The organism is Saccharomonospora xinjiangensis XJ-54, from assembly GCF_000258175.1.
GTDB classification, from domain to species: domain Bacteria; phylum Actinomycetota; class Actinomycetes; order Mycobacteriales; family Pseudonocardiaceae; genus Saccharomonospora; species Saccharomonospora xinjiangensis.
The window spans coordinates 210,866-224,727 of record NZ_JH636049.1 but is presented as its reverse complement, the minus strand read 5'-3'; the positions used below and the strand labels follow the sequence as shown (position 1 = coordinate 224,727).

Annotated in this window: 5 protein-coding genes; 2 read left to right on the top strand and 3 right to left on the bottom strand. The window is 65.0% G+C overall.

The genetic code is table 11. The features are described 5' to 3' along the window. The first annotated feature begins 27 nt into the window (after window positions 1-27). Both SACXIDRAFT_RS00420 and SACXIDRAFT_RS00415 read left to right on the top strand, forming a co-directional pair. Window positions 28-5,241: a PDDEXK-like endonuclease domain-containing protein gene (locus SACXIDRAFT_RS00420; RefSeq protein ID WP_232285215.1), complete on the top strand. Its 5,214-nt coding sequence runs from the start codon at window positions 28-30 to the stop codon at window positions 5,239-5,241. A 464-nt stretch (window positions 5,242-5,705) separates the two neighbouring features. Then, window positions 5,706-6,365 (top strand): HNH endonuclease family protein, encoded by a 660-nt coding sequence (locus SACXIDRAFT_RS00415; protein WP_006236465.1) that lies wholly within the window; start codon window positions 5,706-5,708, stop codon window positions 6,363-6,365. A 552-nt stretch (window positions 6,366-6,917) separates the two neighbouring features. On the opposite strand, the gene SACXIDRAFT_RS00405 is transcribed toward SACXIDRAFT_RS00415, so the two are convergent. The 3 genes from SACXIDRAFT_RS00405 to SACXIDRAFT_RS00400 form a co-directional block, all read right to left on the bottom strand. Continuing rightward, a complete protein-coding gene (locus tag SACXIDRAFT_RS00405) occupies window positions 6,918-10,361 on the bottom strand; it encodes a DEAD/DEAH box helicase (protein ID WP_006236464.1) in 3,444 nt (1,147 codons plus the stop codon). Window positions 10,362-10,458: 97 nt separating this feature from the next. Further along, window positions 10,459-10,626 carry a hypothetical protein gene (locus SACXIDRAFT_RS22865; protein WP_157599618.1) on the bottom strand — a complete coding sequence of 56 codons (168 nt, stop codon included), beginning with the start codon at window positions 10,624-10,626 and terminating at the stop codon, window positions 10,459-10,461. Then, complete coding sequence (locus tag SACXIDRAFT_RS00400; RefSeq protein ID WP_198284289.1) at window positions 10,623-13,400, bottom strand: helix-turn-helix transcriptional regulator; 2,778 nt, start codon at window positions 13,398-13,400, stop codon at window positions 10,623-10,625. Before SACXIDRAFT_RS00400 ends, SACXIDRAFT_RS22865 begins: the two co-directional genes overlap by 4 nt. Window positions 13,401-13,862: the final 462 nt, after the last annotated feature.

Here is a 13,862-nt window from a genome sequence, read left to right as displayed (position 1 = left end):
GGTATCCCGAGTCATTGGTAGGTCGGATTGAACAGCACGATGGTGGAGCGCGCCCGGAACCTCTTCGAGTTCCTGCGGCGGGCGCAGGAACTGAAGGCGACGGCGCCGCGCACGACCGACCGATACCAGCGTGAAGGCGAGGTGCTGTGGTTCGCCGACTTCCCGGAACACCCGGCGGTGCAACACGCCAACGGGATCACGAACCCCTCGATCGACAGCCCCCTGCTCACGGTTGACCGTGTGCCGCGCAGGACGCCGCCGAGGCCCGCCGACGAACTGGAACCGTGGCTTCTGGGCCTCTGGGACGATCCCGAGCACGCACCCGAACTGCGAGAATCGATCACGGTGGTGGTGCCGGACGCGGCGGAAGACGAAGAAGCGACCCGCCGCCTGATGTTGGCAGAACACCCCCATATTCGTGAGGCGCACCGGTCGTGGAACGCGGAATGGAAGACCTGGGCGGAGGCGGAGCTGCGGGACCTTCCCGCGAAGCTGTTCTACAACCGCTTGTTCGCACTGTTCCTCAAGGCCAAGGACAGTCCTGAAGATGTAGAGCTGATCTCGGGCGTGGGGTGCCTGTCCTGGAATCCGGAGGGACACCCGGAGGTGTCCAGACATGTCTTCACCAGCACGCTGATCATCGAATTCGATGACGAGACAGGGCGATTGACGGTGTCCGCTGGCCAGACACCGGAAATGTTCAAAACGGAACTCGACATGCTGGACCCGGGCTTGATCAAAGCGATCGACACCGTCAACGAAGTCCGATCGAACGTTCGAGTCTTGCGCTTGCACCCCCTCGACCGGGAGGGACTGGGACTTTCCGCCCGGCGTCTCGTGCACGCGTTGGACGCCGACGGCGAGTACCGGGACGAAGACAGGCCTGCGTCGGCGACCAGGGACGCAACGATGACGTTCGCCCCTGCGCTGATCCTTCGCAAACGGTCCCAGCGTGGTCTTGTGGAAGTGTTCAGCACGATCATGGAACAGTTGGCGGAAGCCGAGACGGTGCCTAGCGGCGTCCTTCCCCTGCTCGATCCCGACCAGACTCCCTCGGCGGAGCCGGCATCGACCGACGGTGCGCTGGTGACAGTGGAGGACGAGCCGTTTCTGCCGATGCCGGTCAACGAGCGGCAACATCAGATCATCGAGCGGGTCGATCGACAGGCGCAGGTCCTCGTGCAAGGGCCGCCGGGAACGGGCAAGACACACACCGCAGCAGCATTGATTTCCCACCTGCTCGCTCAGGGCAAGCGTGTTCTCGTGACGGCGCAAACCGATCGGGCCCTGCGGGAGGTCCGGGACAAGCTTCCCGACAAGATCAAGCCTCTTTCCGTGGCTGTGGTCGGAACATCCCGTGACGACATGGCGGATCTGAAGGTGGCGGTGCAGGAGATTGCGGCTGCGGCGCACAGCCACGAAGCCGAACGCAACGCCCGCGAGATCGAAGCCTGCCTCGCCGAGATCGACAGGTTACGCAGGGAACGGGCGGAAGTTTATCGCGACCTGCTCGCTGTGAGAGAAAGCGAGGTGCGGCAGCACGACCGCGGCGAGTACCGTGGCACGCTCGCCGGTATCGCGAAGCAGGTCGAGCAACGCTCGCACGAGTTCGGGTGGATATTGGAACACGTCCCGGACAGCGTGGAGGGCGAACCTCCCTTGACCGGGCAGGAGGTACTCGAATGGCGGCGGCTTCTGCTTGACAGGGAGCTGGCTTCCGACGAGCCGGAAGCCCGACAGCAGCTGGTCGAACTCGATGCCCTGCCGTCGCCCGCGAGATTCGCCGTATACGTGGAGGCCGAGCGCGCTGCCCAAACCCGGCGGCAAGAGCGAGAAGAACTTCGGAGCCATCCCGCCTTCTCCGCTGTTGTGCGCCTGGACACCCGGCAACGAGCGGAACTGAGGAAACGGCTGGGGCGTGTCGCGGACGAACTGGCGGTTCTCGCAGGAGGGCCGGAACAGTGGATCCCTGCCGCACTGGACGATGTGTGCGCGGGCCGGGAGGCAGCCTGGCGCGAGCGGGCAGCACAGCTTGCGAACCTGATCGAACAGACCACGGGGCACGTGGAGCGACTCGGTCCACTCACCGAAATTGAACTACCGGGTGCTGATGCCGCGCGGATGGCGGCACTGGCCAGGGAACTGCTGCGCTATCTCGATGAGGGAAACCGCATCAAGACGGCAGCGGACGGCACACCAAAGGTAGGGCGGCTGGCCCCGAAAGTGCTGAAACAGGCTCAGCCGCTGTTCGAGTCCACCAGGGTGGACGGCCTGCCTCCGACGAGCGCACAGCAACTGAGCGCTGTCGTGACGTGGTTCGAGGCATCGAGGATGCTCGCCGCGCTCGACCGGTTGTGGCCTGAAGGCACGCGTGTGTCCACATCGAACTCTCATGGTGAGCGTCTGCAATGGCATCGCACGGAACTCGGCCACTTGAGGCGCGTGGTGAATCTGGCGGAAACGCTGCGTGCGGAGGGAGAGAGGCTGGCCGAGTCCGGCATACCACTGCCGGAGTGGAGCGATGCGGTGGCGTTGAACAGATACCAGCTACTGTGCGACACGGCTGACATCGAGAAGGATTGGGCGGCCTCTCAACAGCCACTGGCCACACTCACCACCGCGTTGGCGAAAGTCGTGGGCGACGATGTGGCGCCGTCGGTGCGCCGGTTGCGGGCGTCCGTCGAGAAAAGGGATGCCGACGACTACGCTTCGGCCCACGCGCGGATCGTCCGGCTGTGGAGGGTGAGGGAGCAGGCTGGCCGGCGTGACGACCTGGGACGGCGGCTGGCAGGTGCGGTGCCAGGGCTTTTCACAGCGGTGGCGGCGGCTCCGGAGAACGAGATGTGGGCGGGTCGTCTCGACCATTTCGAATCCGCATGGGCCTTGATCGCGACGCGTTGGTGGGTCCGGGCGCAGGAATCGCTTGACGTGAACGTGTTGCAACAGCAAACAGCCAGAATCGACGACCGGATTCGGCAGCAGGTGGAAACACTGGCGGCGCGGCGCGCATGGAACCATGCAGCGTCACCGGCGAGGCTCAGCGGTTCCGCCAGAGCCGATCTGACGCTGTACGCGCAACTGGTGCAGCGGGCTGGGAAGATGACAGGCAAGTACGCGGCCGTGCGCCGGGAAGGTATCCGGCAGGCGATGGAACGCTGCAGACCTTCCGTCCCGGTGTGGATCATGCCGCTTTACCGGATCGCGGAGCAGTTGCGGATCACGCCCAACATGTTCGACGTCGTGATCGTGGACGAGGCATCACAGGCGGGAATGGAAGCGACTTTCCTTCAGTACCTCGCACCGAAGATCGTGGTGATCGGGGATGACAAGCAGGTGTCGCCCTCGGCCGTCGGTGTGGACCAGCAACAGCTTCGGGACCTTGCGGGCCAGTACCTTGCCGACGACCGTTACCGGGACTCCTGGCAGGACCCGCAACGGAGTCTGTTCGACGAGGCGAAGATGCGGTATGGAGGCGTTATCACACTGACCGAACATCGCCGCTGCGTCCCGGAGATCATCGGATTCTCCAATCGCATCGCCTACGAGCCCGACAACATCAGGCTGGTACCGGTGCGGCAGTACGGCGCGGACCGGCTCGACCCGATCAAAGCCGTGTACCTGCCGGACGGCTACGAAAAGGGCACAAGCAGCAAGAAGATCAATCCTGTTGAGGCGGACGCGATAGTCGATCAGGTCGAGAAATGCCTGGCCGACCCCGCCTACGCGAACAGGACGTTCGGCGTCATCTCACTGTTGGGTCCGGCACAGGCACGGTACATCGAGGAGAACCTGCTGGAGCGCATCAGCAAGGATGATTGGACGGCGCGAGACCTGCGGTGCGGTGACGCGAGCGACTTCCAGGGCTCCGAACGCGATGTCGTCTTCCTGTCGATGGTCGCGGCGCCGGAGGAAGGCCGTCGGCTTACCGCGTTGACCGCGGATCGCTACGTTCAGCGCTACAACGTCGCGGTCTCGAGGGCACGGGACCAGATCTGGGTTTTCCACTCCGTCGAACGGCAGATGCTGAGCAACAAGGAGGACATGCGTTTCCAGTTGCTCGACTACTGCTACGGCGTCATCGAGCGTGGGCGTTCGACAGACCGGCAGGTGAGTGAACTCGTTCCCGAGGACGAGCGGGTTCCGCCGTTCGACTCGTTGTTCGAGCAGCGGGTGTTCAACCGGATCGCCGGTCGCGGATACACGGTCGTTCCGCAATACGAGGCGGCCGGCTACTGGATCGACCTCGTGGTGGTTGGTCACGGAAGCAGGCTGGCGGTCGAATGCGACGGGGATCGATGGCACGGGCCCGACGCCTTCGAACGCGACCTCGCACGGCAAAGGGACCTGGAACGATGCGGGTGGTCGTTCTTCCGGGTCCGGGAGTCGCTGTTCTGCATCGACCCTGTCGCGGCTCTCGCCGACCTGTGGAAGGTTCTCGACGAACGGGACATCCGCCCTGCGGGCGAACTAGGGGAGCCGGAACCTTCCTCGGCTGCCGTCATCACCGAGGTCGAGGAGGCGGAGCACGCGGATTCGACCGAGGAAACCGGAGACGGACCGACGCTGCTTCCGGCTGCGGCTGACACATCGGAGGAGTCCGAACCGCTCACTGGCGAGCCGCCGGAGCCGGATGGCACTGCGGAGTCGGCATGGCTGGGGGCGCACCTCGGTGCTGCCTCCGGGACCGTCGAGGACGACGACGTTGACGGAGAAGTCCCGTCGCAGAATGGGGGACTTGCCCCGTATGAGACGTTCACCGGGGTCGCGGCGCCGGTGGCCACCGGGACGCGCTCCGAAATCATCGAAGGACTCCGCTCGATCGTGTCGGTCGAGGGACCGGTGTTGGGCGAACGGTTGCACGCGGTGTATGTGAAGGCGTCGGGCGGCCACCGCGTCGGTAAACAAGTGGCCAGGGCGCTGAATTCGGCCATCAGCGAGGCCGTGCGCCGCGGGGTGCTGGTCTCCGACAATCCGCTGGGGAGATCCGGAGTGAAGTACCGGTCCTACCGGTTGCCCGCTCAGGCCGTGCGGGTACGCGAGCGGGGACCGCGTGGTGTGGACCAGGTGCCACCTGGGGAGCTCGCGGCGTTGATGCGGATTGTGGCGGAGGAGCGCGGCTGGCACGACGAGGACGATGTGTTGCGAGGTGTGGCGCAACGGTTGTGCATCGGGCGGCTCACCGAGCAGGTCCGCGCGCACCTGGCCTCGATTCTGCCGCTGGCGCGAGGAGAGGCGGATTGAGAAGGCGCGCGGATCGCGAATGCGAACCGTCTGGATCACCGACTTCTGGCGTCGTGTCGTGCTCACTTCCGACGACGGCAGCGATGTCCCTGCTGCTGATCGAGGAGCAACGACGGCTCGCGACGTTCCGTGCTGTGCGCCTGCTCCAGAGGGTGTGGGAACCGCGTGAACTCGCCGACCAGTTCGCTAGGCAGCCAGTGGACGAACCTCGCCGATGGAGTGCTCGACGTTTTCGGCCACTGACAAGGGCAGTCATGTTTGTGGCCGAGTTGTCGGCGAGTGGCGGGCGCGCTGTGTGGCGTGAAGGCATTGGCGGCCTTGGTTTCGCGGATTCGGCCGCTCGCGTCCGAGAACACCAAACCGTTCGCGAACCGGCCAGCGGAAGGTCATGATCGTACAACGGTCAATTCACGGAGCGCGAAGATCGTGTGAGCGTCGTATCGTCTGCCTGAAGGGTTCACAAGATGGCGCTCTCGCCGAGAAACCTGCTGGGTGGCTTGCTCATTGTCGCGATGGCGGTGTTGCTGTTCGCTGCTGGATCGATCGTTGGAGCCCCGTCCGCTTCGGCGCTCCCTCCGGGGACGCCGTCGAAGGCGACCGCACAGTCCGAACTGAACTCGTTGTCCGTTCGGTCACAAGAATCGATGACGGGTTATTCTCGTGACAAATTCCCGCACTGGATCACCATCTCTGGCACCTGCAACACTCGTGAGACCGTGCTGAAGCGCGACGCCGATTCGATCACGGTCGGGGCCGACTGCTATCCCACGGCCGGCCGCTGGTACAGCTATTACGACGGGGCCGTCTGGTATCAGGCGTCCGACCTGGACATCGACCACATCGTGCCGCTGGCCGAGGCCTGGCGTTCCGGGGCGAGTCATTGGACGACGTCCAAGCGCCAGGCGTTCGCCAACGACCTCAACGGTCCTCAGCTGATCGCCGTGACCGACGACGTGAACCAGGCCAAGGGCGACCAAGACCCTTCCACGTGGCAGCCGCCGCGTTCCGGTGCCCGCTGCGCGTATGCGAAGTGGTGGATTCACACCAAGTACCGTTGGGGGCTGCACTTGCAGTCGTCGGAGAAATCCGCCTTGCAGAGCATGCTCAATAGCTGCTCGTACTGATTCCGTCCGCCGCGTCGTCGTGGGCTCGCGCGCAGGACGACGCGGCGTGTAACAGGGAGTTGTCAGGACGAAAGAGCAGGCCTCGTTCTCCACGGCCAGTTATGGGGTGAATGACCGCCGAGGTCGGTGTGATCGGCGGCGAGCTGGAACTGCGCACCAGCTGTGACGACGAGGTGTGTTCGCGTTGGCGATCACCTACTTGGGCGCGGACGAGTGGTACACGTTGCCCGGCGAAGGTTACCGCTGCACGATCCGCGTGATCACGAAGTTGTGCATCGCATTCTCGCCACTGTGCTCGCCCGCCCATGATCTGATCGACAGTCGTGGATTGCGTTCGTGACGGGCGTCGTTCCGCAAGGCCTCCCTCTCGGCGGCATAGTTCCGACCTCGCGGGCCTCTCGGGACGGCCAGCTCCCGTGAAGACCGCCATCAATCTACTTGCGAGACGGCCGAGCGACAGCACGACGGACAGGTCGGCTCTCCGAGCGCTTCGACCTCGTCGGTGACGGTGAACCGGCCGCCGACCCTTTACCAGGAGCGGAAAAACAGACTCTAACGATCGATCGGTGTCGTGTGGGGAAGGCGGGCGGCCAGAGTCTCGAAATGTCGCTGGCTGGACCACGCATTCCTGTCCCCGATGACGTACAGGCGGCGTTTCGCACGGCTGACCGCGACGTTGAGCAGGTTCGGCTTGCTCGCGGCCCACCGTCGGGCGCCCGGACGAGCCGGATCGCTGCCGAGAACGACAACGACGATATCGGCCTGCTTGCCTTGAGCGGTGTGAATCGTCCCGGCCACCAGCCCTGGATACCTCTTGGTACGTCCGCTGAGCTGACGCGCGACGTCACGGAACGGGGCAATGACCATCACCTCGGACATATCGAAATCGAGATCGTGGAGTACGCGGAGAATCCTGTCCAGCTGCCGGCCCTCGTCAGGAACCCAGTGGTTGCGAGCGTTCTCGCTGACGACATCGATCCACTTGGATTCGGGCAGAGTGGGGTAGGTTGCCGTGAATTTCTCCCCAGCTGTATGGCCGGTGCTGTGAATCATGAGGCCGTCGTAGGCGATGGAGTTGACGATGTCAAACATTGGTTGATCGCACCGCCGGTGGACCGTCAGTGGAACACCGACCCAGGTTTCCCCGTCGTCGGAGGGAAGCCACGTGCCCAGGACCGTAAGGCGGTCCGCGATCCGCTGCACGGAGGTGCGGCTTGGTGACCACTGTTCGTCGGCTCCACATTCCTTGCGGATAGCCTGTTCGGCACGGAACGGCAATGTGGTGACCGGTTCCAACTGTAGTGGGTCACCGACCGCGACAACGCGTTTGGTGCGCCACAGGGCGCCCACGGCATTCTGTGGCGTCGCCTGACCTGCCTCGTCGATAAGGAGCCAGCCAAGGGCTTCCCTGCCCAGATGGGCGAACAGCCTGGCGTACGACGCGAATGTCGTGGAGACAACGGGAACGACGAAGAAGAAGCTCTGCCATGCGGCGAGGGCGGCTTCTTCGGGGATGTCGTGAGGTGCGCTGCCACTGATGATGTCCATGGCTGCGTGCAGATTGCGTCGCATCTCAGTGGCGGCATGGTGGAGAAACGACTTGTGCAGCGTCAACGCGGCTAAGAAGAGTTCACTGCGGGCGGTGTTCCATTCCGGGTCTGTCCACAACGCTGCGGTTTCGCGGCGTTGCCGGTCCTGCCACCAGTCAGTGTCCGGACAGTGTTTCCCCAGAACGACCGTCGCCCGAGCGAGTTCCTCGTCGAGGTCGGCGAGTCGCTGCTGCTCGGTATGTAGGGCCGCTTCGGCCTCGGCGTGGTGGCGAACCGCTGCGATGAGATCCAGCTCCGCTTGATCACGGTCTCGCTGTGCCGCCAACAGTGGCTTGTGGACAATGTGCGGAACGGGAACACCGGCGTTGAGGATCTGTGTTGCCTCGTGCAGCTCGCGCCGGGTCGCGTCCACGTCGCGCTCGACGGCGTCCAGTTCACGCTGAGCGGAATCCAGTTCAGCCATGGCCGTAGTCAATTCGTGCTGGGCGGCGTGTATTTCCCCTTCCAGCCAGCTGTCGTGCCGCGCCCAGCGTTTGACCGAGGGAGAGAACATTCCCAGTCGCTTCCACAAGCCGGGCCGGGTTTCTTGGTGGGTGGCCCGAAGCTGCCGACGTCGGCTCACTTCGGCCTCTGCGGACCGCACAGCACGCTGAGCGCCGGCCCAGCGACCTTTTCTGAGCCGCTCGAGTTCGGCCGTGCGCGCGCTGGCGAGCCGTTCGGCGTCGTCGCGACGCCGCCGGGTGGCTTCCTCATCCTCGGCTTGGCGTGCTCTGGCGATGCGGTTGGCTTCGTCCTGTCGCTCGCGTTCCACGCTGAGAGCCAGGTCTCGTCGTTGGTATGCGACCTTGATGTGCTCCGCGGCATTGGACACCGCACTGCTCAAGATTTTCAGCTCTTGTATGAGCTGCGCTCGCCGCTGCACGCGCTCATACACCGCTGAGCGTGCGGCGCGGAGGGTTTCGACACGAGCGTCGGCGGTTCGGAAGTCCTCCACCGCTTCTTTCCAGGACCTCGCGGGGGAGGATTGTTCGTAGCGCTTCAGTGTGGACAGCATTCCGAACCAGGAGTCGGCGTCATCCCGCCGGTCAGGGGTGTGGTACCAGAAGGTTTTGACGAACCGGTTGCGGTTGCTCTTGTTACCAAGACGAGCCGCCACTGCTGCCCAGCCTGCCGCGGCCACGACAGGACTGGGGGATCGCTGCCGTTCCGGTTGCGGCGCGAGCAATGCCGAGGCGATGTCGGAGAAGTAGTCGAGAGCGGCGGCCTCCTCCTTCCAACACCGGCCAATCGCGTTGGCTGCGGGGATCTCGTCCGTGACGTTCTGGACAGCTCCGTTGTTCGAAGACGCGACCACGATCTCGAAACCGGTCAGCTCCGGCTGCCACACACTGACCACGCGGTTGAATTGTCCGGTTTTCCAACGCAGCTTCTGATGGGTGAACGCTCGTTTCGGCTGAGAAATACGAGCCAGCCGTTGCGCTCGTTCGACCACGATTCCCGCGATCAAGTCCCTCAGCATCGTGGTCTTGCCGGTTCCCGGTGGACCGTTCACGCCCATGATGCCTGGGCCCGCCATGGTTAGAGCGGTGCTGACCGCCACTTGCTGGTTCAGCGTGAGTGCGTGTTCCGGCTGATTGGGCCAGCGGCCCGCGGCGACGTTGTCCGGTGCGGTCGTAGCGAGGACGTCGGCGAACCGTTCTCGCACGTCGATGCGCTCGGAGATCCGGATATCGGTGTCGGGGCGCAGGTACTCGCGCAAGGCGGGACCGGCGTTCCCCTGCGCCACCTGCTCGGCGACCAGCCCAAGATCACTCATGATCAAGCTGTTCAGGAAGTCGTGGCCTCCAGCGTCCTTGGCGGTCTGGCGATCGACGATCTGGCTACTGATTCGAATCTCCGCGCAGGACAGCTCGTGTCCTGCTCCTGTTACCGCCACGGCAGTCGCCAGGCACTCAGCGAGGTCATCACTGCCCAACACGCGTGGCTGCGGCGGGAGTCCCTCGTCGTGCCGAGCGAACAGATCGCCCGCGACAACCTCCCGCCACGCCGCGCCGAAGTTCGAGGAGGCGTTCTCGAACTTCGCCACCCAGTCGGCAGCGGGCTTCTCGCGCAGGACCTGACCTGCTGCCCAAGCGCAGCTGGACAGCACCTCCGAGCCGAGCAACGCTCGCCCGTCCTCGCCGACGATGAACGCGGCGATGGCACTCTCCCCGGCCGGGCGTTCGTCGTAGCTCTCCGGATCGGGGCCGAAGACGCGCGAGAGGATCTCGAAGGCTTCGTCGAGGCGATAGATACCCAGGTAGACAACGTGCCGCCAGGCTTTTCCCGGCTTGAGCGACCGGCTGGCGAGTTCGTGGCCGGGTTCCCATGGCAGTGGCTGGCCAGGCCGGACTGCGAAGACGAGCTGCTCGCGGTTGACCTCCTCAACCTTTTGCGGGCTAAACATCTCCACGGTGCGCCAGAAATCGACTATCTCAGCTCGTCTCGCGTCAGCCCGTCGAGGCAACTCCGCTCCGATCTCTTCCTGTTGCGCTACTCAACGACTACGGATCGTAGCGCCCGAGATCGACATCCGGTTGCGAAAAACCACGGTTGCCGGAGACGGGGAGGGTCAACTCCTGCAAACCGATAGCCGGACAGGCACAGCTGGCTGCCGCACCCGGCTCGTTGACGGTGAGCGAAGCACGCGCCGCGCAGCGCGCCGCGATCACTGTCGCACCGTGTCGGCCGGGGCTTTGTCCTGGTACAGCTCGATCGGCAGGCCCGCGCGGCTGTCGACGCGGAGCTTGCGGTAGATGCGGGTGAGATGCTGTTCCACCGTGCTGATCGTGATGCGCAGTCGTCGCCCGATCTCACGATTGGTGTGCCCCATGGCGGCGAGCGCGGCCACTCGCCGCTCCGCCTCGCTGAGCAACGCGAGACCCTGGACGCTGACCTGATGGTCGAGTTCCGCCGTCGGCTGCGTGGCGAGATGCCGGACGAGCTCGTCGGCGTGGCAGGTCTTGGCCTCCTCGGCGGCACGGCCGGCGATCGTGCTGGCTCGTCCGAACTCGCCAAGCTGATGATGTGCCTTGCTCAGTTCGGCCAGCGCTCGTGCCAGCTCCAGGCGGTCGCCGCAGCGTTGCAGGCAGTCCACTGCCTCCCGCAACAACGCCAGGCGCTGACGAGGCTCACAGGTCGCAGCGAGGATTCGCAGCGTGATGCCCTTGGTGCGTACTCCGACGCCCGCCGGATGGTTGAGTTGCTGAGCGGCGAGATCACGCGCCGTGGCGGTGTTGTCCATCAAGAGATGCGTCGCCGCCAGGTCGCTGCGCCACGGGATGAACGTCGGGTAGTCCATGTTCCACTGCTTCATGAGTTCGCCGCATGCCTCGAAGTCGCTGCGCGCGGCGAAGATCTGTCCCGCGGCCAGGTGCGCGTGCCCTCTGCCGTGCAGGTACTGGAGTCCGAAGAGGGTCTGGAAGACCTCCTCGGGGACCGATCGGAAGGCACGTTCCGTCGCGGTGCCCTGCCTGCCCGCTGCGGCGTCGGCAGTCAGGAGAATGGACAGCGGCAGACCGATGAGGACACCCCAACCCTGGGTGTTGAGCATGCCCAGCGCACGGGATGCCTCGGCCAGGGCATTCTCCAGGTTGCCCTTGCGGAGCCAGATCTGTGCGCTGATGCAGCCGATCAGTGCCTGCCAGGTGATGGCATGGCGATCGATCGCCTCCTTGAGAAGCAGTGAAGCCCAATGCTCCGCCCGGTCCAGGCGGTCGGCGTAGATCAGCGCGGACACGGCGATGAGTACGATCTCCAGCGTCGTGTCCCCGAAGACGCAGTTGCGCAGGACGTACTCGGCGAGCTCGACCGCCTCGTCGGGAGCCTCCTCAGCCCAGACGAGCGTGAGCGCGCGGATGGCCTGGGCCCAGGGGTTTCCGGAGACCAGGGTCGCGTCGGCCTCGTCCTCGTCCCGCTTGCCGAAGACGTCGTCGAGCGAGTCCGGCCGGACCTCCTTGCGTGGTTCCGGGCCGTAGACCCACGCGTAGGTCAGGCGTAGTTCCGCCCTGGCCTGGATGTCGGCGAAGACGTCGGTGCCGCTGTCGGTGCCGAGGATCTCCCGGACCGCACTGTGTTTGCCCTGCCACAGTCGGGACCTGACCAGCGCGACCGCCGCGCTGTCGACGATCGTGCCTTCACGCAGGGCCGGTTGCAGTTGGGCGAAGTGCGGCATCGATGATGACGGCGTGAGCTGCCACTTCACCCGTGCCAGGGCGCTCTCGATGAGAGTCCGGTCTCGGGTGTCGGCGCACGACCGCAGCGCCTGTTCCAGGAACGTCATGGCCGTACGCAGGTCGTCGCGGAGCAGGACCTGTTCCGCGGCGTCGCGGAGGACCTCCACTGCCCATGGGGGGAGTGCTTCCTGAGTGGCTAGCAGGTGTTCGGCGACGGAGATCGCGTTGCCCTGCTGGCGGTACAGCAACTCGGCCGCGCTCAGGTGCAGCACGGACTGCCGATCCGGGGGAATACTGTCGAGGACGACGCGCTGCGCCACCGGGTGACGGAATCGCTGCCGGTGGAGCAACCCGGCGATCGTCAGGGTCTCCAGGCCTTGGGCAGCCGCCTGAGCCCTGATGTCGAGAAGCTGGCAGATCAACTCCGGCGAGGAGTCCCGCCCCAGCAGCGCGACGCCGTGGGCGAGGGACAAGAGATTCGAGTCCCAGCGGTGCAGACACGCGAGGACTTCGTGCTCGAAGGCGGCGCCCACCCGAGGAGTCGAGTCCGCACGATCCGGTTCGGCGATGTGGTCCTCGATGAGAGCGTGCAGCAGGAGCGGATTGCCGCCGCTGACCGTGTGGAGATGGTCCACCTCTTGTTCGGACAGCTGCTTGCCGAGGACGGCGACGGCAACCTCGGCGACCCCGTGCCGAGACAGAGTGTGCAGCGAGATCCGCTCATGCGGCTGACGGGTGATCTCGGCACGGAACAGCGGCTGCGTGGGCAGTGGCCGAGCCCACTCGTTCAGCAGCATCAGCAGCCGAGTCGACCGGATTCGCCGTCGGACGTACAGCAGCGTCTGCAACGACGACTGGTCGGCGAACTGGATGTCGTCCACGGCGATCACTACCGGCTGGTGCCGGGACATCTCCAGCAGCGTGTCGCAGACCTCGTGCGACACTCCCACATCGACCGGTGTGGCCGCGTCGTCGTCGGTGTCCGACGTGGAGACGGTGACCAGGCCGCGCATCCCTGCGCTCGGCTCGGCACTCTGGAAGAGTTGGTCGATCACCCCCATCTGCAGACGCATCTCGGCGCGTGAACCGGTGGCGGTCAGAAGTAGCGCCCCGGAGTCGGCAAGCTGATCGGTGAAGGCGTCCATCAAGGCCGTCTTCCCGCTCGCGGGACCGCCGGTGACCAGCGCGACCTGGCCCTTACCTTTCGTGGCCTCGGTGAAAAGCCTGTTCAGCGTCTCCAGTGCATCGTGTCGTTCGATCAGCGGTCTCATGGTCCGTGCCTTCCTCAGCGGCGGCCACGTGGAGATGTGGCGCCCGATCGACATCAGGTTCCCTGTACTGGACAGACCTGCGGCAACGAAGAAGTTCCGCCAGGTGAGGACCTCATCGCGAGGTGGTCTGTCGGTGCCCGCGGAATGCGTCGATCACGGACCACCCACGACCGACGGTGCGAGAGGACACTTCCGGGATTCGCTCATGCGGGGCACGAGGGCCGGTAGCGCCAGGGGCGCATGCCGTGGAAACTCACGGAGTTGACTGTTGCCGATTTGGCATTCCGCATCGTGCCGCTCCCGCCCGCGCACCCCAGATCCCAGACGCCTTGCTGGCCCCAGTGATACCGACCTTCGTTGCTGGGGATTGATTTGATCTTGGATCTCCTGCAACAGTCGATCAAGCACAGGCGCCACGTTTCGCCGCAACGCGAAACGTGGATCTCTCCCGGTCAGCACCCG